Raw genomic sequence first — 23,756 nt, forward strand, 5'->3', positions numbered from 1 at the left:
CTCACAAAAAGCAAAAATTAACAGAAGCGACTTTATTCTAAAAGAGGTGGAAATTATGACAGAGCAAAAAGAACAACAAAAGAGTAAAAATCAAAAGCATATGTTTCCATCGCTTCCGGAAAATATTAATTACATTGAAAATAAACTCTGTCATTCAGATGATATAAAAAAATTAGATATCCCTTTTCAAAATGGAAAAGGAACCATTATATATCTCGAATCTTTAGCAGATCTAAATTTAATTCATCAATTAGCTCTCGAGCCTTTATTAACACGGTCGGATTTGGCTTTAGATAAAGCTTTTTCCACATTAAATATGAAAAAAGAAACGAATTTAAATTATGGGGTGCAGCTTTTATTACAAGGAAAGTCATTATATTTTCATGAACATGTTGATAGTTTTTGTATTTTCGAAACAGCTCTATCTTTAAAAAGAGATATAACAGAGCCGGATAATGAAGGCATTGTACGTGGACCACATACCGGGTTTGTAGAAGATTTAGCAACCAATTTAGCTTCTATTCGTAAACTCATAAAAAGTCCAAATGTCGTCGTTAAATATTTCACACTTGGTGAAGAAATGCACACGAAAGTGGCAATTGCTTATATTCAAAATATAGCTAATGACGATCTCGTTGCAGAAGTAAAAAGAAGATTGGAAATGATTAAGACAGACGCACTCATGCCACCAGGCTACATACAGGAATTTATAGAAGATACATCTTTCTCACCCTTCCCGCAGCAATTAAATACAGAACGCCCAGATAGAACCGCCGCTAATTTAATGGAAGGACGAGTTGCTATTTTATCTGACGGAGATCCAACAGCGCTCATCGTACCTGTTACGTTATTCGCTTTCTATCAATCACCTGATGATTATAATAATCGCTGGATTGTCGGTTCATTCGTCCGAATGATTCGCTTAGTGAGTTTTTTAATAGCCTTTCTCTTACCAGCTATATATATCGCAACAGTTGCTTTTCATCCTGATGTGTTGCCACTTGAACTCGTTTATACAATTAAAGCTTCATTAGAAAAAGTACCACTTCCCCCCATTTTTGAGGCTCTCTTAATGGAGTTAATTTTTGAGTTATTACGGGAAGCTGGTATTCGTCTGCCGAGCCGCGTTGGACAAACAATCGGTATTGTAGGTGGTTTAGTAATTGGTGATGCGATTGTAAAAGCCGGACTTGTTTCTTATACGATGATCATCGTTGTAGCTTTAACTGCAATCTCATCTTTTCTCGTTCCATCAAACGATATGAGTTCAGCAGTTCGCATCCTTCGTTTTCCATTAATGATTCTTGCTGCTATATTCGGATATGTCGGAATATCATTCGGTCTAATTATAACTTTCGTTCATTTATGTCAGTTACATTCATTTCATACACCATATCTTTCTCCCATTGCCCCAATGCGGATAAAAGATATGAAAGATTCTTTTGTAAGATTCCCAATTTGGTCATTTTGGGAACGACCTCATGATCCAAAGCCGAAAAAAATGCAACGACAACATGTAACGAGAGAGGATGAGAACGGTGACAAACACGCAAAGTAAAATTTCACTTGTTCAATTTACTTTTTTCGTTATTCAATGCCAAATCGGGGTTGGTATCCTTTCTCTACCAAATCGTCTTCACCCGATAGCGAAAGGCGGTGGCTGGATTTCTGTTCTCATCGCTGGTTTTGCGATTCAACTAATTATTTTACTTATGTGGCTTTTCTTAAAACGATTTCCTGATGCTGATATGTATGAAAGTGTTTGTATGCTATTTGGTAATAAATTTGGAAAACTATTAGGTTTTGCTTATGTTTTTTATTTTACCCTTATCGGTATGACGGTTATGTTAAGTGCTTGTAATGTCATTAAAGTATGGATATTACAAGCAACTCCTTGGTCTGCCATTCTCATACTATTTACAATAGCTTGTTGCTATATAGCCTATAACACATTTAAAGTCATCGTACGGTTTTATGTCATGGCTTCTATTCTTATTTTCCCAATGGCACTGTTAATTGGACTTGGGCTCTCACGGGCTGACTTTTCTTATATTTTTCCCATTACAGAAGCTGGATGGTGGAATATTATTCAAGCATCAAAGGAAACAATTACAGCTATGTATGGTTTTGAAATTATTCTTATCGCTTTCCCAAAAGTAAATGGGACTGCTGTGGCAAAACTAAAGGCAATTTCTATCGCTAATGGATTTGTGACTCTCTTTTATACTTTTACTGTTTGGATTTGCTTTATCGTATTTAGTCCAAAGCAAGTTGAGCTTATTCCAGAACCAGTTGCTTACTTATTGCGCTCTTTACATATCGGGATTATAGACCGAACTGATTTACTATTCATACCAATTTGGATGATAACAGTTGTAGCTTCTATTGCTAGTTATTATTGCGCCGCTTCTATCGGAATTGGACATATATTCAATCTTGCTAATCATAAACAAGCTGTTCCAATCGTTGGAGTTATTGCATTTAGTGTAGCCTTATTCATAGATACACCTGAAGAATTAAAAGTAATTGCAACTTTCACTGATAAGTTCACCTATATTTTCATCGTTGTCCTCCCTCTTTTATTTCTACTTTATTCAGTAATAAGAAAGAAGAAAGGAGAACAGTATGTTCAAAAAAAGAGTTAAATTATTTTTTATATTATGTACTAGTTCATTCCTTGCTGGCTGTTGGGATCAAGAACCATTAAGAGAAGCGAGATTAGCTTATAGTATTGGATATGATATTACGGAAGAGAATAAACTGCAGCAAACGCTTGAACTCGTAAAAAGTTCAAGCGGAGAGCAATCTTCATTCGAGAATGAAATACATTCAGCAAACGGGTATAACATACGGGATACAAGCGATGCCCTAAAAAAAAATGTAACTGGGAATATTCGCTATTTTAAATATGGTGTTCAATTACTAGGAAGCAAAATTCTAAAAAAAGGTATACTACCCTATTTAGATGTCAGCTTTCGGGACCCAACAAACCCAACTGCTTTAGTAAAACTTATTGCAGTAGAGGGTGAAACATCCGAGATACTTGAAAAAAAGAAAGTAGGAAATTTACTAATTGGAGATTTTCTAAAGAAAAAAGTGAAAAGCTTAGAAGATATGAGTGTATTTCCAAAAGAAACTTTAGAAACAGCTGCTACAAAAATGTTAGATCCCGGTAAAGACTTTACCCTCCCTTCTATACAAATAAAAGGAAAAGAAGTAATTACAAACGGGTTAGCTTTATTTAACAATGATAAATTAACTGGGCATTTACCTCTGAAACAATCTGTTTTATTCGTATTATTAACCGGAAAGATGGGAACAAGTGCCCGTATAACCCAAAAACTTACTAGCGATGAATCAGAGAAAACATCTGATTATTTAACAATGGAAATTAGCAATCGAAAGTTAAAACGAGACTTAAAAATAACAACAGATAAAAAAGGAAATGTTTATGCTCACATTAAGCTCCAACTAAAAGTAATAGCACTTGAAGCCCCAAGAGATAATATTTATAAAATGGGAGAACGAAAAAAACTAAATAAAGACTTATCGAAACAACTTACGAAAGAAGCAAAAAAAATAACAAACAAACTACAAAAAGCAAATTGTGATGCTTTCGGTATTGGAAGACATCTTATCGCATATCATCCTGACTTATGGAAGAAAAAAAATTGGAATAAAGATTATGCAAAAGTAAAATTCAAACCAGAAGTAGACGTAAATATTTTGTATAGTGGTGTCTTAAAATAAAAAGGTTGTATGCCGCGTGGGCATACAACCTTTTATTTCGTATATCGATATATAATTGATTCATATGGTCTTAAGTTAAGTTTTGTAATATCCTTGCTGGAATCTTTATAATTCGACAGTAGTACTTCTTGTTTCATTCCATCTAATTGAACATGGGCTGGTACAGAATACGTTATTTCTTCTCCATAGAAGTTATTAATAATAAGTAATACTTCATTATTTACAGTACGTGTATATGCCCAAATCTTAGGGTGATTTTCATCTAAAATAGCATATTCTCCTTCTGTAATAACATCGTAAGTTTTTCTAAGTTCAATTAACTTTTTATAATGATAAAATACAGACTCCTTATCTTGTAATGCTTTTTCTACGTTTATTTCTTTAAAGGTTTCAGCTACTGAAATCCAAGGGGTACTTGTTGTAAAACCACTATTTACCTCTTCATTCCACTGCATCGGAGTACGAGAATTGTCACGAGATTTTTGTTTTAAAATCCCTATAATCTCTTCTTTTAATAAGCCTTCTTCCTGCTTTATATCATAGATATTTAACGATTCCACATCACGATATTGCTCGATGGATTCGAATTTAGGATTCGTCATACCAATTTCTTCCCCTTGATAAATGTAAGGCGTTCCTTGCAGCATGTGCATAGCTGTCGCTAACATTTTCGCAGATTCATTTCGGTACTTCCCATCATCCCCGAAGCGTGACACGATGCGAGGCTGGTCATGGTTACACCAGAATAATGCATTCCATCCCCCGCCCTTTTGCATTTCAATTTGCCAGTTAGACATAATTTCTTTTAATTTAATAAAATCAAAATCAGCTTTCGTCCACTTATCACCATTCGGATAATCTACTTTCAAATGATGGAAACTAAACGTCATACTCAGTTCATTGCGCTCAGGGTTTGAGTATTTAATACAATTATCAATTGTCGTCGATGACATTTCTCCAACTGTAATTACCTCTTTCCCTTCAAATACATTTCGATTCATCTCTTGTAAATATTCATGAACACGCGGACCATCCGTATAATATTTACGTCCATCACTTGTCGCAGTACTTCCGTCATCGCTTAAGAAACGTTGGTCTTTTGAAATTAAGTTAATAACATCAAGGCGGAATCCAGTTACCCCTTTATCAAGCCAAAAGCGCATCATATCATACACTTCTTCACGAAGCTTTTCATTTTCCCAATTTAAATCTGCTTGTGTCTCATCAAATAGATGTAAAAAATATTGCTCTGTCTTTTCATCGTACTTCCAAGCCGATCCACCAAACTTAGACTGCCAATTATTTTTTTCATCACGCCAAATGTAATAATTGCGATATGGACTATTTTTATCTTCTTTCGCTTCTTTAAACCACTTATGCTCCGTCGAACTATGGTTTACAACGATATCAAGCATAATTTCAATGTTACGTTCTTTCGCTTTTTGTAGAAGCTCTTCAAACTCTTCCATCGTTCCGTAAGATGGATCAATGCTATAATAATCACTTACATCGTACCCATTATCATTTTGTGGTGATTGGTATATCGGTGTTAACCAAATATAATCCACTCCGAGTTCTTTTAAATAATCTAGTTTCTCTGTAACTCCTTTTATATCACCGGTTTCTTTATTGTAATAACTATTAAAGCTCTTCGGATAAATTTGATAGACTACACTTTTATGCCAATCCTTCATGTTTAACTTCCTCCTACTTCTGTTTAACTCTTTTCGCAAATAACCATGTTAACGTAAATGGGATTACAACTGCGATAATCATTCCTACAATAAACATTGGAATCGATTTCGGAATGATCGAAATAAATGCTGGCAATCCGCCAATTCCGATAGCCGGTGCTAATACACCATTTAATGTAATGAATATTGCTGCCACAGCAGATCCTATAATTGCTGCATAAAACGGGAATTTATTTCGTAAGTTAACACCAAACATCGCTGGCTCTGTAATCCCAAAGTACGCGGAAATTGCTGATGTCGATGCCATACTTTTATCATTTTGATTTTTAGAAATCCAGAACATTGCAAGTGCCGCACTACCTTGCGCAATGTTAGAAAGAGCGATCATCGGCCAAATAAATGTACCGCCGTGTTGTGCAATTAATTGTAGATCAATAGCAATAAACATATGATGCATACCTGTAATTACAAGTGGTGCATACAATGCTCCAAATAATACTGCTCCAACTACTGGTACTGTTTCATATACGCCTACTAATCCAGCTGTTAATAAATCTCCGATATGACGTGTAACTGGACCGATAATTCCTAATGCTAATACACCTGTTACAACGATTGTTGTAATTGGTACAACTAATAATTGAATTGCATTTGGTACATGTTTCTTTAAGAAAATCTCTACTTTACTCAATACAAATGCTGCTACTAACACCGGTAAAATTTGACCTTGATATCCTACCTTTTCAATTTGGAACAATCCTAAAATATTGAAGTACTCAATCTTTTGACCCTCTAAACCAGTCGCTGCTTTTCCATAATCCCAGGCGTTTAATAAGGCCGGATGCACAAGCATTAAGCCCATAACAATACCTAGTATTGGACTACCACCAAAACGCTTCGTTGCTGACCAACCGACAAGTGCTGGTAAGAATACGAATGCTGTATTGGCCATCATATTAATTAAATCCCAAAGCCCACCTAAATTCGGATAAACATCTAATAAATTTTTACCATCAAAAAATAAGTCCTTTGCCCCTAATAAATTGTTAATCCCCATTAGTAAACCAGCTGTTACGATTGCTGGTAATATCGGCATAAATACATCTGAAAATACTTTTACAAACTTTTGAGCTGGATTTAACTTTTGATTTCCAGAATCTTTCACGTCAGCCACTGTCGCTTCCTTCATGCCTGCAAGCGTTATCAATTCAGCGTAAACACGATCTACATCCCCTGGACCAATTACAATTTGAAATATCCCAGCATTATGAAACGCTCCCTTTACTAATGAAACAGACTGTAATTTATCATTATCTATTTTACTTTCATCTTTTAAAGCGATACGGAGCCTCGTTACACAGTGCGCAGCTTGTTCAATATTGTCTTTCCCACCAATATACTGCAACACTTCCTCTGCTGTTTTACGATAGTCTTTCCCCATATTCCCGTCCCTCTTTTCTTTTTTTGATACCGTTTACACTTACATATTAACTCGTATATATAAGTTAGTCAACACTCGTATATATGAGTTGGTGGTTTTTTTATAAAAAAAAGATGAAACGTTATTTCGTTTCACCTCTTTACTTTCTTCGCGCCACATCGGAAAAGTGAAAAATATCTAAGCGGTGACGTGATTCCGTATATTCGAACTGACTCCCATCATATAAATGAGTAAAGTTTTTCACAACGACAACATAATCTGTGCCATTTAAATCTAAATACTTTCGGTCATCATCTGTACACGGCTGCACTTCAATTACCCTCTGCGAATAACTAATATGTAGCCCTAATTCTTTCTCAATGTATTTATAAATTGATGCCGTTGCAATTTCTCTCGTTAATCCTGGAATAAACTCAGATACAAAATGATTTATATCTAAAATTACTTTTTCTCCATCAATATTTCGTACACGTTTAATATGATCTATTTCTGTTTTTTCTTTCACGTTTAATAATTTTGCAACCTCTTTTGTCGCTTCTTCTTTCTCCATTTCCACGACTTCTGTAATACAATGACGTCCTAAACGCTCATTTTCTTCTTGAAAACTTACAATGCCACCGAAGTTAAACTCAATATTTTTTCGCTTTAATACAAAAACACCTTTTCCATGAATTTTTTGCACATAGCCACGCTCTTGCAATAAATCTACTGCTTTTCTTACAGTACCTCGGCTGGCCTCATACTGCTTCATTAATTCTGTTTCTGATGGGATTTTGCATCCCTCTTTTAATTGCTTATTATCAATAGACTTACTGATTTCTATATAAATTTGCTCATACTTACTCATCATCTACAATAGCCCCTTGTCACCTTCTAATTCTATATGTATTATACCATGCTACACTCTTCTGCCAATCTCTCACTTATTTTCCAGTACAAGAAAAATATAGGTAAATATTTAATCTCTAAAACGTATTTTTATAAAAATTTTTATATTTTTCTTTTCATTCAAAAAAACATGTAGTATACTAACTTCAAAATCAGAGGAGAAAGGGAGCAAAGAACTATGCTTACTTATACAACAATTGTAGTTACATTTGCACAAAAACATCATCATCATACGTAACCCTTGAAACCTAGCGGAAAAATTACGCGTAGGTACAAGGGTTATTCCCGTTGTACCTACGTTAGGCGAAGAGCCATGTAGGTATTTTTTATCTACATGGCTCTTTTTTTATTGCCAAAAAGCTAGTAAAAAATGATGTTTAAGCAAATCTTACTACAAAGGAGTTAACAAAAATGGAAACGAAAAAATGGGGATTATGGGTTTTAACAGCTTTTGTTATCGGGAATATGGTTGGCGGTGGCGTATTTATGCTCCCAGCAAATTTAGCACAAGTATCAGGTCCAATGGGTTCTACACTCGCATGGAGTATTACAGGACTTGGCGTATTTATGATTGCACTCGTATTTGGAAATTTAGCAATTCGAAAACCAGAATTAAAAGCAGGACCACAAAGTTACGCTCAAGCGATGTTTCCTTCAAAAAAAGCAGGTAAAGTTGCAGGGTATAGTATGGCGTGGGGATATTGGGCTGCGAACTGGGCTGCAACAGCATCTGTTATTATTTCCTTTGCTGGATATTTATCAACATTTTTTCCAGTTTTACAAAGTAAGCAAATTCTTTTTTCAATAAATGGATTTTCACTAGAACTAGGAAAAGGGTTAACTTTTCTAGTATGTAGCCTTATGTTATGGGGAATTCAATATATTCTTTCTCAAAATATTGATCGAGCTGGAAATATGAATCTTCTTGCTACCATTGCAAAAATTATCGGATTTACAATGTTTATTGTGATTACATTATTCATTTTCAACGCCTCTAATTTCGGAGACGGTCAAACATTTATGAATGAAGCTGGACAATCAATCTCGTTAGGTGGACAAATCAATTCAGCTGCTATTGCAACACTTTGGGCGTTTATCGGCATCGAATCAGCAGTTATGCTTTCCAACCGCGCAAAATCACAGCGTGATGTAAAAAAAGCTACAATTTTCGGCCTAATTATTGCTCTTATTATTTACATGTCAATTACTTTACTTACAATGGGAGCTCTCTCGCAAGAAGCTTTAAAAGAGTCTCAAAAACCATTAGTAGACGCATTAAATTTAGCAATCGGCAATAAAGGCGCATATATAATGGCGTTACTAGCACTTGTATCTTTATTTGGATCTACTGTTGGCTGGATTGTTGTTAGTTCAGAAGTACCTTACCAGGCTGCCAAAAATGGACTTTTCCCTAAGTTTTTCAGTAAAACAAATAAAAAGGGTAGTCCTTCAAAATCATTATTTATTACAAATGTGATGACACAAATCTTCTTATTCTCAACGATTTCTGGCACTGTTTCAGAAGCATATAATTTCGCTATCGTTGTAGCAACATTAGCTTATTTAATTCCATACCTTGTTTCTACTCTGTACCAATTTAAATTGGTTATTACAGGAGAAACGTATGATATAATGCCAGGATCTCGAATAAAAGACGGGGTTATTACTACATTAGCATTTGTATACTCTATTTGGGTTATCAAAACGGGAACTGCTGATTTAAAAACGTTCTTCTTAGGAATTGGATTGTTTATATTAGGTCTTATTCTTTATCCCGTATTAATGAAAAACTCACAAAAAACGAATTAAAAAAAGAGAAGCTTTTAGCTTCTCTTTTCTATTAAAAATCCGTAATTAACTTTTCTTTTAACTCTCCTACGGATAAAGGTTTTGCATAATAAAATCCTTGTACATAGTCACAGCCCATGGATTGTAATAAACTTTCTTGTTCTACCGTTTCTACCCCTTCAGCAACTACTGCTAAATTTAAACTATGGGCAATTTCAATAACAGATTTTACAATCGTTCTTTCTGGCTGTGCATGATCATAATGAAATTCACGAATAAAATTACGATCAATTTTTACGATATCAAGTGGCAATTGTTTTAAATAATACAATGAGGAATAGCCAGTTCCAAAATCGTCTAAAGCAATTAATACGCCCATACTTCTTAATTCTTGTAATGTAGCGATAATATAATCAAAATGGCGAACAGCAATACTTTCCGTTATTTCTAAAATTAAACGATTCGGAGGAAAACCAGTTCTCCTTAAGATGCTACGTACAGACAAAATAAAACGCTTCTGCATTAATTGTTGTATGGATAAATTCACAGATAACCTTAATCCTTCTTGGTAATCCGGTAATGTTTTAAACAGGCGACACGATTTTTCTAATACCCAATCTCCTAATTTTATAATAAGTCCAGATTCTTCAGCTACTGGAATAAATTCGCTTGGTGAAATAGGCCCTTCTTCTGTCATACAGCGCACTAAAGCCTCAATACCAGTATATTTCTTCGTTTTCAAATCAATGATAGGTTGTAATACTACATCTAATTCTTCATCACGAATTGCCTTTTGCAAAGCAAACTCGATTTTCATTCTACGATTTATTTTTGCACGTAACTCATCTGTAAAGAAACACGCCGCATTTCTTCCCTGTTCTTTCGCACTATACATAGCTAAATCCGAATTTTTCAATAGTGTTTCCACGTCTTGTCCATCTTGTGGATATGAACAAAGTCCTAGACTAGCTGAAATGTATACTTCATGACCTTCAAGCATAAATGGTGCCTGAAAACATGACAATACCGATGTCGCTAACTGCCGCATCTCATCTTGTGTATGTTCATTTGTTAACAGCACAAATTCGTCGCCACCTAGCCTAGCCAGAACATCTTTCTCTCCTAACACATAATGCAACCGTGAAGCAACTTCGCTTAAAAGTAAATCTCCTATCATATGACCTAACGTATCATTTACTAATTTAAAACGATCTAAGTCAAAGTATATTATGCCAAATTCCTTTTTCCCTGCAATCAGTTCATTAACAGTCGTTATTAGCTGTAATCGGTTCGGTAAACTCGTTAAAGCATCATGATATGCAAGTTCTCTATAACGGCTTTCACTCAATCGTAATCTCTGTTCTGCTTCTTTTCTACTACTAATGTCATTTCGGATCGCGATAAATTGATACGGCTCTCCTTTTTCGTTTAAAAATGGAACAATTGTGGTTTTAACCCAATAATATGTACCATCTTTTGCTTGATTTTGGATTTCACCTCTCCATACTTTCCCATTCAAAATACGCTTCCATAAGTTTTGAAAAAAAGTTTTCGGATGATATCCTGAATTTAAAATACGATGATCTTTTCCTATTAACTCTTCTCTTTTATATTTGGAGATTTCACAAAACTTATCATTTACATATGTAATAAGACCTTTTCGGTCTGTAATTGCAACAATTGAAGACTCATCTAATGCTAACTTTAAATCTCGCAATGAAGAGTCATATAATGCATGACCTCTTTGTTCTAGCATGCGCATCTCTCCTTGCTTCCTATCTAACTAAAACACAACTTGTTTCTTTTCATAGAAATAGAGATATTTCATTTTCTAATAATAACCCTTTACATACATCACATTTTGAATTATGCCGATTAAAATAACATAATATTATTTGTAAAAAAAAGCAATATAATACCGTTCCAATTATAATTAGTAGCTTCTCATCTCCCTAATTAGCTTGCCTTATTATACCGCATTCCTTTAACTTGCTCTATGCAACCCTTGTTTCCTACTCATTCCACTCGCGTCTAACCTCTATGCTTTTTAATAGCAAAATAGACATTAGAACATACTATATAACTATTCACGAATAATAATATAAAAGTTTAAATTGGTATATATGTTTTTGAATTACAATAATAAAATATTAACATATTTTTACCTTTATTTTGGAAGTATTTCATAAATAAATATAGTATTAAACAAAAAAGAGGATAACCTCTTTTTTGTTTAATACTGATATGGTATTTGCTGATAACCTGGGTATGGAACTGGATATGGTGCTGGATATGTTACTGGATACGGTGCTGGATAATAACCTCCACTTGCTGCACCCGTTAATGCACCTGCTGTAAGCCCACCTAACATACCTCCCGCAAAACTTCCTGGGAAAAATCCGCCGCCCCATGAGCCGCCTCCACCCCAGCCCCATCCACCACCGTGATGATGATGGTGATGATCATAATGGTTGTGTCCTCCATTATGATGGTGTCCTCCATTATGATGGTGTCCTCCATTATGATTGCGATAATACACTCCGTTATTTTCTATATAATTCATTATTCACCTCTCCCTTTCAATTTCCTCACTTTAATATTGTATGAATAATACGGATCTTGTTGGTAATCTGGATAATAAGCATAATTCGAGTAATATGGATAACCATATCCGCCATGACCAAATCCTCCAATTGGACGACCATACATTTTATTCATCCCTTTTGCTATATAAAGTGAAATTTTAATCGGCGCGGGCTTTGTCCCTCCCCCACTGATTATTAGCCCAAATCAATCGGGCATTTATGGACAATCATTTCCCGCCTAACTTCCTTGCACTCATCGAATTTTGAGATGGGATTTTTACTACCCAGCAAATAGCGGGATAACAACGTAACAATATACTGTATGTAGGACAAATGCGGAAAGTATAGGACAAATGTCTATATTTTGTAAAAAAAACAAAACACTTTATAATAAGGATGTCAGATTATATCTTCTATTTAAGAAGTCTATATTTAAGAAAGATTAGAGGAATTATATAGAAATGAAGAAACCTATCGTTCAATTATTATTAATATTTACAATCGTATCTATCGTTCTTTTCCTATTAAATACATCGGTTATTTCGTTATATACGTTTGTCGGTGCTCTATGGTCCATCACAATCGTAGGCATTTCATTCGTTATTTTTATAGAAAATAGATCTCCCCAAAGTACTTTAGCTTGGTTTTTAGTATTAGCACTTCTTCCCGTTGTAGGTGTACTTTTATACTCTATTTTCGGGCGTAGCCGTTGGAGAAGAAAAAAACATCTCCATCGTTCAGAAGAACAAAGAAAATTATTCCGCGAAATATTAGAAGGAAGACGACTAGAATTATCACTCACAGTCCCATTACATGAACGTTCCATACATTTAACAGAAGTCGTACAAAAATTTGGAGGCGGGCCTGCCGCAGATAGAACGACGACAAAACTTTTAACAAACGGCGATCAAACCTTTTCAGAAATTTTGCAAGCAATCGAGAATGCAAAACATCACATACATATTCAATACTATATTTATAAATCTGATGAGATTGGTACAAAAGTACGAGATGCTTTAATACAAAAGGCAAACGAGGGTGTTATTGTACGCTTCCTTTATGATGGACTCGGAAGTAATACGTTAAGACGACGATTTTTACAACCTATGAAAAAAGCTGGAATTGAAATTGTCGAATTTGACCCTATTTTTTCAGCTTGGTTACTGGAGACAGTTAATTATCGGAATCATCGTAAAATCGTCATTGTAGATGGAGAAATTGGTTTTACCGGAGGGCTTAACGTAGGTGATGAATATCTTGGTCGCTCAAAAAAATTCCCTGTTTGGCGTGATAGTCATTTAAAAATAGAAGGAAAAGCATTGTATAAATTACAAGCCATCTTTCTAGAAGATTGGCTTTATGCGTCTAGTGGATTGAATACTTATTCTTGGGATCAATTTATGAATAGACAATACTTCCCAGGAAAAGAAATTCTGGATGCAACAGGTGCGGTGCAAATTGTAGCAAGTGGACCAAGCTCAGATGATAAAAGCATTCGTAATACATTACTAGCTGTTATGGGCTCAGCCAAAAAATCTATTTGGATCGCTACACCATACTTTATTCCGGATCAAGAAACTTTAACATTATTACGCTTAAGTGCAATATCTGGCATAGATGTACGCATTTTATATCCTGGTAAGAGTGATAGTATTATTAGTGATCAAGCATCTCAATCTTATTTCACTCCACTTTTAAAAGCCGGTGCTTCTATTTACAGTTATAAAGATGGATTTATGCACGCAAAGATTGTACTCGTTGACGATAAAATTGCAACAATCGGAACAGCAAATATGGATGTACGTAGCTTTGAATTAAATTATGAAATTATTAGCGTACTCTATGAATCAGAAACCGTTCATGATATTAAACGCGATTTTGAAGAAGACTTTAAACACTCTACTGAAATTAAATGGAACTCATTCCAAAAAAGAAGTATCAAAAAAAGAATATTAGAGTCCTTTATGCGACTGATTTCTCCTTTACTATAAGCAATCAATGTGATATTGATTGCTTTTTCTTTTATATTTCCCCCTTCTCCTTTTCTTTGCATACCATATTAAAACAAGTTATCATAAGATGTATTACTTTATGAAAATAATGTTAGGTGGGAAATACATGTTAGAACAATTTCATATACATTCTGATTTAAAACAGCAGCTTTCTACAATTCATGAAAAGAATAAACAAGAAACTGGTGAAAATGCTCATTTAATCGGTACTAAAATATATAAAGCATCTGATAACAGCATTATCGAAGATGCTATTACGGCACTTCTTCTTGGCAAAAATATTCTATTAAAAGGACCAACTGGTAGTGGTAAAACGGTACTAGCGGAAACTCTTTCTTCTTTATTCCAAAAACCAATGCATAGCATTAACTGTTCTGTCGATTTAGATGTGGAAGGTATTTTAGGATACAACACATTACAAACGAAAGACGGAGCATCTGAAGTTACGTTCGTTAACGGTCCTCTTATGAAAGCAATGAAAAACGGTCACTTCCTATATATTGATGAAATCAATATGGCAAAACCTGAAACGTTACCACTTCTTCACGGTGCACTAGATTACCGTAAAATGATTACAAACCCATTTACACAAGAAGTTGTATACGGTGATGACGAATATCGCGTAATTGCTGCGATTAACGAAGGTTATGTTGGGACAAGTGAACTAAACGAAGCATTAAAAAACCGTTTTGTTATTATTGAAGTTCCTTATATTCAAGGTGACACATTAAAAGAACTATTACTATCTGAATCAAAATTAAATGATGTTGCAACAATTGAAAAGTTCGTTGCATTTGCAAGCGACCTTATGCCTTTAGCTCGTGATGGGCGTGTAAGTGAAGAAGCAGCAAGTATTCGTGGTATTATCGACGCATGCGATTTAGGTGTATATATTCCTGTTATGCGCGCTATTGAGCGAAGCATTATTGCGAAATTAAATGATGAAACAGAACAAATGACTGTCCGTGAATTAGCAGAAAGTTATTTCTTTGAGGGATAATTCATGAGACAAATTTTTAGTGACAAAAAAATTGATGCGTCGCTGTTTCTACAAATGGAAAACTTAATGTATGCCCTTCTAAAAGAAGACGATGCCTATCTTGAATATGGCTATAAAGCATACTACGACGAAATTGAAAAAAAGGTTGTCATTAGTCACTTTTGGGATGATCGAAAAGAAGAAGATACAGTAATCGGATTAAAAAGCGAAGTGTTCTTAAAAGCACTTGGTAATAAACATTACTCGGACATGGCTTTAATTCGTTCTTACGCGATTGAATTACAAGAATCGCCCCTAAAGAAGTTCTTAACACAATTATTTGTTCTATTAGAAGATTTACGTGTCGAGGAAATCGTAAAAAACTTACGACCTGGCACGAAACATATTTTTAAACGCCGAAAAGAAATGTACCGCAATTACTTCGGCTCACAAAATGAAATAAACCGCGTTCGTAACTATCACGGTGATCGTCTATTTTGTCTATGTTACCTTTCATTAACGAGCGATAAATATGAAATGTTTACTAATGAATATTTCGAGCAAATTGAAGTAATTTTGCATGAGACATTCCAAGCCCGTAATACCGAAGATATTATGTATATCGTTGAGAAAATTCGCTACCGCTTAGAGGAGCTTCTTGAAAATGATATGCTTAACAATTATTTCGGACATGCTCCGCTTTATTTATCTGTCATTGCAGATGAAAAGAACTGCCGCGTTGAAGATTTAGCAAATGATGATACGCAGCTCATAGATGACGATGACAATAAAAACAAAATGGATGAAAGCTTCTCCACATGGCATCGTGAAAATAAAAATAACGAAAACGAGAACTTTTTACGCTTTGAATTAGAAAGCGGAACAAAAACAAACATGATGGGTGATACTGCTCGTGAATCAGAAGATGGCGATCAAGCACTTGGTTCTGTACAAGGTACTTCTCAAAAAAGTACACAATCCAACTTTGATGGTGCTGATACAGAAGAAGCAAGAGCTTCACACGCTTCTAGCCAAAGCGAGGGTGCATATGGTAAGTATAATGTAGGTGCCTCTCATACATTTAAAGAAGCTCGCAAATCAAATCCTGACGAGAAAAAAGATTACCAAGCTATCAAATCAGTCGTTAATAAAGATGTAAAAGAATTAAAGAAAATTATCGAAAAAACGATTGAAAATAAAACGAATGCAAATAGTGATAAATACTACGGAAGACTTCGGAAGAAATTCCTTCGTATTTATACTGAAAAGCAGCCGCGCATGTTTTATAAAAAAGGACAAGAATCGCAAGAGCTCGACGTTGCATTCCAACTATTAGTGGATTGTTCTGGTTCTATGTATAACAAAATGGAAGAAACGAAGAAGAGTGTTGTCTTATTCCATGAAGCGTTGAAATCTTTAAAAATCCCGCACGCTATTAGCGGATTTTGGGAAGATGCTTCTAGTGCTAAACCTGAAGATAAACCGAACGTTATCCATGAGGTTGTAAATTACAAAAACTCAACGTTACCAAACATTGGTCCAGAAATTATGCAACTTCGTGAAGAAGAAGATAACCGCGACGGATATATTATTCGTATCGTTTCTGAAAAGCTTGCGAAAAGACCAGAAAAACATAAATTTCTATTAGTCTTCACAGACGGTGAACCTTCTGCCCTAGACTATCAACAAGACGGAATTTTAGATACGCATGAAGCTGTGAAACTCGCTCGTAAAAGTGGTATGGAAGTAATCGGTATCTTCATCGAAGAAGGCGAAGCGAAAGAAGCGACTTATCAATTAATGAAAAACATTTATAATCATCACTTCTTAGTTGCAAATCATGCTGAAGATTTACGATTGAAGATTAAACCATTGCTGAAAAAACTATTACTGAAGACGATTGAATAGAAAAAAGGAGCCTTTTGGCTCCTTTTTCTCGTTCAATTACTTTTTTTCTGGTTGAAACTTGTATGGAATAGCTACTTCTAACAATGACTCGAATCCTCCATCGTAGAATGGGAATCGTTCATTTGCGATTGTTCGCTCCACCCACTCTATCGCAGAAATTTCTCCCTCATCTTCTGCATGTACCTCGCCCGTTAGTACTTTCGCTCGAAATGTAAAAAGTAGTGCGTGATTCCCGGATTCTTCAAAGAATTTTTCATTGATTGCAACAAGTCCACCTGCCATAGCATTTAAACCTGTCTCTTCTTTTACTTCCCTTACTAGAGCTTCCTCTAACGTTTCACCCTTTTCAACAGCCCCGCCTGGCAATGACCAAACGTTTTGTTCTACATTATGTACCATTAATATTTTATCTGTTTCTTCGTCATGTATTAGTGCATATACGACATCAACTCTTTGCATGTTATTTTCACCCTCTCAAAAAGAATGAAGAGCCGATTCCTAAGAATCGACCCTTCCTATTAATTCATCACTAACTCAGCTGTGAGCTTTTTTTTTAACTTAGCCAACATGTCCGTTGTCATTTTGTCTAAATCGTATTCTGCTTTAAAGCCCCACTCTTTCATTGCTGCTGTTGCATCAATAGAGTTTGGCCAGCTATCAGCGATTGTTTGACGAGCTGGATCTACTGCGTAATCCATTGTAAACGTCGGAATGTGTTTACGAATTGATGCTGCAATTTGCTCTGGCTCGAAGCTCATTGCTGTAATGTTGAACGCATTTCTATGCACTAGCTTACTTGAATCAGCTTCCATTAATGAAATGATCGCTTGTAAAGCATCTGGCATATACATCATATCCATGTACGTTCCTTCAGCAATGTATGAGGTGTATGCACCTTTTTTAATCGCCTCATAATAAATTTCAACTGCATAGTCAGTTGTTCCGCCTCCTGGAGGAGCTACGTAAGAAATTAAGCCTGGGAAACGTACACCGCGCGTATCAACGCCAAACTTTTGATGATAATAATCACATAGTAATTCTCCTGCTACTTTGTTTACCCCATACATCGTAGTAGGACGCTGAATTGTATCTTGTGGCGTATTATCTTTCGGCGTTGATGGACCGAATGCACCGATAGAACTTGGCGTGAAAAACTTACAGTTTAATTCACGAGCTGCTTCTAATGCATTTACAAGTCCACCCATATTTAAATTCCAAGCAAATAACGGATTTTTTTCTGCTGTTGCTGAAAGTAAAGCTGCTAAATGAATAATTGTATCTACTTCATTACGCTTTGCAATATCATGTAGTTTTTGCCCATCTGTTACATCTAACGTTTCAAATGGACCAGACGTTACTACTTCACTATCTGTTTCACGAATATCTGTTGCAATAACGTTTGATGCGCCGTATACATCACGAAGTTTCATTACTAGTTCAGAACCAATTTGCCCTAAAGAACCGGTTACTAGAATTTTTTTCATTTTCCCCACTCCTCATTTGCAAGCTATTCAAAAGATGTCGTTACTTAAATGATTCCCATTTCTTTCCCTACTTTTTCATATTTAAGAATTGCTTCATCTAGCATTTCCTTCGTATGAGCTGCTGTAGGCATATTACGAACGCGTCCTGTTCCTTTAGCTACAGTTGGGAACACGATAGATTTTGCGTATACGCCTTCTTCATTTAGACGTCTACTAAATTCTTGTGTTAATACTTCATCACCAATAATACAAGGTGTAATTGGCGTTTCACTTTCTCCGATGTTAAAGCCAAGTTCTTTTAACCCTTGTTTTAAATAGCGACCATTTTCCCATAAACGATCGTGTAACTCTGTGCTTTCCATTAAGATTTCAATTGATCTCATGCAAGCTGCTGCATCAGCTGGTGTTAATGCTGTAGAGAATAAGAATGGACGTGAACGAACTTTTAACCAATCAATTAAGTTTTGTTTCCCTGCTACATATCCACCAATTACCCCAATTGCTTTTGATAATGTACCAATTTGGAAATCAACTCTATCAGAAAGACCGAAGTGCTTCACAGTACCTGCACCTTTTCCAAGTACCCCTGAACCATGTGCATCATCTACATATGTCATTAAATCTAGCTCTTCTGCAATCTCAACAATTTCTGGTAATTTTGCAATATCTCCATCCATTGAGAAAACACCGTCTGTAATAACCATTAATTTATTGTAAAGACCTGATTCTTTCGCCGCGATTGCTTTTTGGCGTAAATCTTCCATATCAGAATGTTTATAAACGATGATTTTCGCTCTTGATAGACGACTACCATCAATAATAGATGCATGATTTAATTCATCTGAAAGAATCGCATCATTTTTATCCATAACAGCTGAAATCGCTGCCATATTACAATTAAATCCTGATTGATAAGCAATTGCTGCTTCTGTATGTTTAAACTTTGCAATTGTTTCTTCTAATTTAATATGCAAATCTAAAGTACCGTTAATTGTACGAACAGCTCCTGCTCCAACACCGTACTTATGAATTGCACCAATCGCTGCTTCTTGTAAGCGATTATCAGTCGCTAATCCAAGATAGTTGTTTGAAGATAAGTTAATATATTCTTTGCCGCCAATTGTAATAATCGGTCCATTTGGACTTTCAAGCGGATCAATTACGTTATAAAGCCCCTTTGATTTTAAATCCTCTAAATTTTCTTCTAAAAATTTCGCAAGTGTTATACTAGACATCGTGAAGCCTCCCATCGTTCATGTAAGCGGATTATTGTCTTAATAGTTCTAATAATCCCTCTACTAGCTTAACACGTTTTCAGAATTTATTATAGAAAAATAGTTTAAAGAAACCGCTTACAAATTTTAATTATATATGATTCATTACAAGAAATCTATCATTTACATTCCATATTTGATAGAATTAAAAAAATATTTAGGGAGGCTTCAAACATGGCATTTACAGAATCTGATGTATATAATAACGAAGCTTTTTTTGAGCAATATATGAAACGAAGATACCGCGAAAATAGCCCCAATGAATCCATTGAAAAGCCAGCATTCTTTCAACTCATTGGTGATGTAAAAGGGAAACAAATTCTCGATTTAGGTTGTGGCGATGCTAAGTTTGGCGAGGAATTATTAGAAAACGGATGCCACTCTTACACTGGCATTGAAGGCTCTCAGCTTATGTATGAAAAAGCTAAAAAACAACTAGAAAATAAAAATGGATCTGTTCATTTGATAAACCTCAAAGATTATACATACTCCCCATCTACTTTTGATTTAGTCACATCTAGACTCGCTTTACATTATATTGAACATCTTCATATCATTTTTCAAAATGTGTACAAAACTTTAAAAACAAATGGAACCTTCATCTTTAGCGTTCAACATCCTGTTATTACCTCTTCATTTGAAAGCTTGCAAACGAGTGGTAAAAGAACGAACTGGTTCGTCGATGATTATTTTAAACTAGGTAAACGGGTTGAACCATGGATTGACCAAGAAGTTATTAAATATCATCGTACAACGGAAGAGTATTTCACATTATTACAGCAAGCCGGATTTACCATTATAAATCTAAAAGAAGCTACACCAAATCAAACCTATTTTCAAAGTGAAGAGGAATATGAACGACGTTTACGAATTCCCCTCTTTCTATTATTTTCTTGCAAAAAATAAAAAGACGATGAATCCCCATCGTCTTTTTTCGTTATCTCATTGCTTGAGCAACTTCTTTAACTAATCGTCTTCCTCTTCCGTGCGGGATACATAGTGGTGTTCCAAACAACGGATCCGTACTGATTTGACACTCCATACGGAATACATCCCGAACTAACTTCTGGTCAATAACTTCTTCTGGTTTACCTTGTGCATATATTCGTTTATCTTGAATAGCTACAATGTTGTCTGCATAACGACATGCCAAATTCAAATCGTGTAATACCATAACAATTGTTCGTTGCTCTGTTTCATTTAATTCAAATAATAAATCTAGCACTTCAATTTGGTGAGTCATATCTAAATATGTAGTTGGCTCATCTAGTAAAATAATGTCTGTATCTTGTGCAAGCGTCATTGCAATCCAAGCACGTTGACGTTGCCCACCTGAAAGAGCATGCACATCCCGTTCAGCAAATTCTGTCATACCTGTTGCTGCAAGTGCCTTCTGTACCATTTCCTCGTCTTTTTCTGACCATTGCTTTAACCAAGTTTGATATGGATAACGTCCTTGCTTTACAAGTTGCAATACTGTAAGCCCTTCTGGTGCTTGGGGTCCTTGCGGTAAGATTGCCATTTGACGAGCAATTTGCTTCGTTTGCATACTTTGTAACGCTTGATTATCTAACAAAATATTACCATTTGTTGGCTTTAATAATCTAGCTAGTGAACGTAATAAAGTTGATTTTCCACAACCGTTAGAACCGATGAAGATTGTAATTTCACCTTTTGGAATTTCTAAATCCAACTCCTCGATAATAATTGTTTCACCATAGGACAGCGTCAAACGTTTTGTCTCCAATGCTTTTTGCATATTCATCTCCCTTTATGAATTCCGACTTTTATAAAGTAAATAAATAAAATAAGGTGCACCAATTGCTGATGTAAATACCCCTGCTGGAATTTCAAGTGGTGTGAAAATTGTGCGCCCAATTAAATCCGCAGCGAGTACTAAAATTGCACCGACAATAGCTGCAACTGGGAGTAATGCACCGTATAAAGAACCAACTAATCTTCGCGAAATATGAGGTGCCATTAAACCAACAAACCCAATCCCTCCGGCAAAGGCAACCGCCCCACCAATTAAAGCTGTACTAAGTAATAACATAAATACACGCGACTTCGTTAAAGGAACACCAAGTCCTACCGCTATATCATCCCCTAGCTCTTGTGCATTTAAATGTCTAGCAGCGATAAAGGATATTACCGTTAAAATGAGAACCCAAGGCGCAAGTACCATCACATTTTGCCATGAAGAGCCGTAAACAGTACCTGTAATCCATACATTTGCTTGGCTCGCTTGATAAATTGGTGCTAATAACATAAATAACGTTGTTGCCGCTTTCGTTAACGCCCAAAATCCAACACCAATTAAAACAAGACTAATCGGTGATAAGCCATCATTTTTCCATGCAAATAAATATACAAAAAGCGCTACAATCGTCGCTCCAGCAAAAGCTGCGAGCGGCATATAATGAATGCTTACTGTTAGCGCATTGTTTTTATCACTAAATATAGCTAAAAAGAGTACAACTGCTACGCTTGCACCACCTGTAATTCCAATGATATCAGGGGAAGCAAGCGGATTTCTAACGAGCCCTTGTAAAATACAACCTGCTACAGCAAGTGCAATTCCTACAAGGATCGCAATTAAAATACGCGGCATACGAAACTTATTTACAACCATATTTGACATCGCATCGCCATTTCCAGTAATCGCTTGCCATACGTCATAAGGAGCAATCTTCATATCTCCCATACCTGCACTTGCAAAAAATAATCCTATTAAAATTACTAATAAACTCACCAAGACGAGACTAGCTCGTTTATACATTAAAAACGAGAATCCATCTTTTCCTATACGAAACGGGATATACTTCTTCATTTGCTAAGCCCTCTCTTACGTGCAATATAAATAAAGAATGGGGCCCCGATAAATGCTGTCATAACCCCTACTGGTACTTCTTGTGGCATAATGACATATCTTGCGGCTATATCCGCTAAGATTAATAGTATTGCACCTAACAATCCGCTATAGGGCACTCTCCATCTGTGGTCAACTCCAACAAGAAATCTGGCAAAATGCGGAGTTACAATTCCTATAAATCCTATTGGGCCAGCAACCGCAACTGAACCACCCGACAACAATACAATAATGAGTAGTACGAATGATTTCATTAAAATTGTTCGTTGTCCGAGACCTTTTGCAACATCTTCTCCCATCATCAATGTATTTACTTTCCCTGCCATCATAAGAGAGGCAATCCATCCTACTAATAAATACGGAAATACAGATTGTAAAATTTCTATTTTTCTTCCTTGTACAGATCCGGCAAGCCAAAACAATACTTCTTCCATTGCCTTTTCATTCAAAACAAGCAACCCTTGTGTTAATGATGAAAATAAAGCACTTATCGCGACACCTGCTAATGTTAACTTAAGAGGAGTCGTCCCTTCTTTTCCTAAAGAACTAGAAGCAAATACAAGTACAGCTGCAATTGCCGCTCCTAAAAAGGCAATCCACGTGAAAGCCGATAATGACGTCACGGAAAAGATAACAATTGCTACAACTATGAAGAACGCAGCGCCTGAATTTAATCCAATAAAATCTGGTGAAGCAAGTGGATTCTTAGTTAAAGTTTGCATAAGACAGCCTGCAATGGCTAAACTAGCACCAACACTAGCTGCAATTAACGCCCTAGGCAGACGTACATTTTGAATAATAATATGTTCATTGGAACCATTAAAATGGAAAAAAGCATCCAATGCTAGTTTCCAACTCGTATTTGTATATCCAAAAATAATACTTCCCCAAATACAAATAACGACTGCAATGATTCCAACAAATAATCCAATCCATTTTGCTCGATTTGTTTTTAATAACATGCAGCGTTTCCCCTTCAATGTATAATGATACGTTGTTAGTGTATTTCAACTTAATTCTCATTGTCAACGGAAATGAGAATTATTTTCAGCCATATGTATTGACAATCAAAAGATAAAGGCTT

The 23,756-nt window shown here is 35.6% G+C and carries 20 protein-coding genes; 8 read left to right on the plus strand and 12 right to left on the minus strand.

The genetic code is table 11. The features are described from left to right. Nucleotides 1-55: 55 nt before the first annotated feature. The 3 genes from gerKA to gerKC are packed head-to-tail and all read left to right on the plus strand — an operon-like array spanning nucleotide 56 to nucleotide 3,750. Nucleotides 56-1,558 (plus strand): spore germination protein GerKA, encoded by a 1,503-nt coding sequence (gene gerKA / locus ACS2MN_RS24225; protein ID WP_000139269.1) that lies wholly within the window; start codon nucleotides 56-58, stop codon nucleotides 1,556-1,558. Continuing rightward, nucleotides 1,539-2,645 carry a GerAB/ArcD/ProY family transporter gene (locus ACS2MN_RS24230; protein WP_000185800.1) on the plus strand — a complete coding sequence of 369 codons (1,107 nt, stop codon included), beginning with the start codon at nucleotides 1,539-1,541 and terminating at the stop codon, nucleotides 2,643-2,645. Before gerKA ends, ACS2MN_RS24230 begins: the two co-directional genes overlap by 20 nt. Further along, nucleotides 2,626-3,750 carry a spore germination protein GerKC gene (gene gerKC, locus ACS2MN_RS24235; protein WP_000474019.1) on the plus strand — a complete coding sequence of 375 codons (1,125 nt, stop codon included), beginning with the start codon at nucleotides 2,626-2,628 and terminating at the stop codon, nucleotides 3,748-3,750. Before ACS2MN_RS24230 ends, gerKC begins: the two co-directional genes overlap by 20 nt. Before the next feature lie 32 nt (nucleotides 3,751-3,782). Here gerKC and treC read toward each other — a convergent pair whose 3' ends face one another. The 3 genes from treC to treR all read right to left on the minus strand — a co-directional run bounded on the left by treC (nucleotide 3,783) and on the right by treR (nucleotide 7,735). Then, on the minus strand, nucleotides 3,783-5,444 hold the full coding sequence (treC, locus tag ACS2MN_RS24240; protein ID WP_000656130.1) for an alpha,alpha-phosphotrehalase: 1,662 nt from the start codon (nucleotides 5,442-5,444) through the stop codon (nucleotides 3,783-3,785). A 13-nt stretch (nucleotides 5,445-5,457) separates the two neighbouring features. Further along, on the minus strand, nucleotides 5,458-6,885 hold the full coding sequence (gene treP, locus ACS2MN_RS24245) for a PTS system trehalose-specific EIIBC component (RefSeq protein WP_000513928.1): 1,428 nt from the start codon (nucleotides 6,883-6,885) through the stop codon (nucleotides 5,458-5,460). 139 nt (nucleotides 6,886-7,024) lie between these two features. Next, complete coding sequence (gene treR, locus ACS2MN_RS24250; protein WP_000987224.1) at nucleotides 7,025-7,735, minus strand: trehalose operon repressor; 711 nt, start codon at nucleotides 7,733-7,735, stop codon at nucleotides 7,025-7,027. Between the two features lie 449 nt (nucleotides 7,736-8,184). On the opposite strand from treR, the gene ACS2MN_RS24255 reads away from it, so the two are divergent. Further along, a complete protein-coding gene (locus ACS2MN_RS24255; protein ID WP_000448439.1) occupies nucleotides 8,185-9,582 on the plus strand; it encodes an amino acid permease in 1,398 nt (465 codons plus the stop codon). A 31-nt stretch (nucleotides 9,583-9,613) separates the two neighbouring features. Here ACS2MN_RS24255 and ACS2MN_RS24260 read toward each other — a convergent pair whose 3' ends face one another. From ACS2MN_RS24260 to ACS2MN_RS24270, 3 genes are all read right to left on the minus strand, one after another. Beyond that, entirely contained in the window at nucleotides 9,614-11,317 is a 1,704-nt protein-coding gene (locus tag ACS2MN_RS24260) for a putative bifunctional diguanylate cyclase/phosphodiesterase (RefSeq protein WP_000893352.1), read from the minus strand. 477 nt (nucleotides 11,318-11,794) lie between these two features. Continuing rightward, nucleotides 11,795-12,124, minus strand: coding sequence for a cobalt transporter (locus tag ACS2MN_RS24265; RefSeq protein ID WP_224993552.1), 330 nt, complete (start codon nucleotides 12,122-12,124; stop codon nucleotides 11,795-11,797). After that, nucleotides 12,124-12,270, minus strand: a complete 147-nt coding sequence (locus ACS2MN_RS24270) for a hypothetical protein (protein ID WP_000274355.1) — start codon at nucleotides 12,268-12,270, stop codon at nucleotides 12,124-12,126. Before ACS2MN_RS24270 ends, ACS2MN_RS24265 begins: the two co-directional genes overlap by 1 nt. Before the next feature lie 337 nt (nucleotides 12,271-12,607). Here ACS2MN_RS24270 and ACS2MN_RS24275 point away from each other — a divergent pair, with 337 nt between their 5' ends. The 3 genes from ACS2MN_RS24275 (at nucleotide 12,608) to ACS2MN_RS24285 (ending at nucleotide 17,045) form a co-directional block, all read left to right on the plus strand. Beyond that, nucleotides 12,608-14,137: a cardiolipin synthase gene (locus ACS2MN_RS24275; RefSeq protein WP_000743022.1), complete on the plus strand. Its 1,530-nt coding sequence runs from the start codon at nucleotides 12,608-12,610 to the stop codon at nucleotides 14,135-14,137. Between the two features lie 127 nt (nucleotides 14,138-14,264). Beyond that, nucleotides 14,265-15,158: an ATP-binding protein gene (locus tag ACS2MN_RS24280; protein WP_000892993.1), complete on the plus strand. Its 894-nt coding sequence runs from the start codon at nucleotides 14,265-14,267 to the stop codon at nucleotides 15,156-15,158. A gap of 3 nt (nucleotides 15,159-15,161) precedes the next feature. Continuing rightward, nucleotides 15,162-17,045: a vWA domain-containing protein gene (locus ACS2MN_RS24285; RefSeq protein WP_088055938.1), complete on the plus strand. Its 1,884-nt coding sequence runs from the start codon at nucleotides 15,162-15,164 to the stop codon at nucleotides 17,043-17,045. Between the two features lie 36 nt (nucleotides 17,046-17,081). On the opposite strand, the gene ACS2MN_RS24290 is transcribed toward ACS2MN_RS24285, so the two are convergent. From ACS2MN_RS24290 to ACS2MN_RS24300, 3 genes are read right to left on the minus strand one after another with little or no spacing between them, the layout of a single operon-like run. Then, nucleotides 17,082-17,504, minus strand: coding sequence for an NUDIX hydrolase (locus tag ACS2MN_RS24290; RefSeq protein WP_001189949.1), 423 nt, complete (start codon nucleotides 17,502-17,504; stop codon nucleotides 17,082-17,084). Between the two features lie 59 nt (nucleotides 17,505-17,563). After that, nucleotides 17,564-18,529: an L-threonine 3-dehydrogenase gene (locus ACS2MN_RS24295; RefSeq protein WP_000723133.1), complete on the minus strand. Its 966-nt coding sequence runs from the start codon at nucleotides 18,527-18,529 to the stop codon at nucleotides 17,564-17,566. A 44-nt stretch (nucleotides 18,530-18,573) separates the two neighbouring features. Beyond that, a complete protein-coding gene (locus ACS2MN_RS24300) occupies nucleotides 18,574-19,764 on the minus strand; it encodes a glycine C-acetyltransferase (RefSeq protein WP_438894781.1) in 1,191 nt (396 codons plus the stop codon). Between the two features lie 213 nt (nucleotides 19,765-19,977). Here ACS2MN_RS24300 and ACS2MN_RS24305 point away from each other — a divergent pair, with 213 nt between their 5' ends. Then, nucleotides 19,978-20,709, plus strand: a complete 732-nt coding sequence (locus ACS2MN_RS24305; protein WP_000885936.1) for a class I SAM-dependent methyltransferase — start codon at nucleotides 19,978-19,980, stop codon at nucleotides 20,707-20,709. Between the two features lie 31 nt (nucleotides 20,710-20,740). Here the strand turns inward: ACS2MN_RS24305 and ACS2MN_RS24310 are convergent, their stop codons facing one another. From ACS2MN_RS24310 to ACS2MN_RS24320, 3 genes are read right to left on the minus strand one after another with little or no spacing between them, the layout of a single operon-like run. Further along, nucleotides 20,741-21,562: an ABC transporter ATP-binding protein gene (locus ACS2MN_RS24310; protein WP_001167971.1), complete on the minus strand. Its 822-nt coding sequence runs from the start codon at nucleotides 21,560-21,562 to the stop codon at nucleotides 20,741-20,743. Between the two features lie 12 nt (nucleotides 21,563-21,574). After that, complete coding sequence (locus tag ACS2MN_RS24315; protein ID WP_000760041.1) at nucleotides 21,575-22,633, minus strand: FecCD family ABC transporter permease; 1,059 nt, start codon at nucleotides 22,631-22,633, stop codon at nucleotides 21,575-21,577. After that, nucleotides 22,630-23,634 (minus strand): FecCD family ABC transporter permease, encoded by a 1,005-nt coding sequence (locus ACS2MN_RS24320; protein ID WP_000925228.1) that lies wholly within the window; start codon nucleotides 23,632-23,634, stop codon nucleotides 22,630-22,632. Before ACS2MN_RS24320 ends, ACS2MN_RS24315 begins: the two co-directional genes overlap by 4 nt. Nucleotides 23,635-23,756: the final 122 nt, after the last annotated feature.

This window comes from Bacillus cereus group sp. BceL062 (assembly GCF_051780025.1).
Lineage (GTDB): Bacteria > Bacillota > Bacilli > Bacillales > Bacillaceae_G > Bacillus_A > Bacillus_A toyonensis.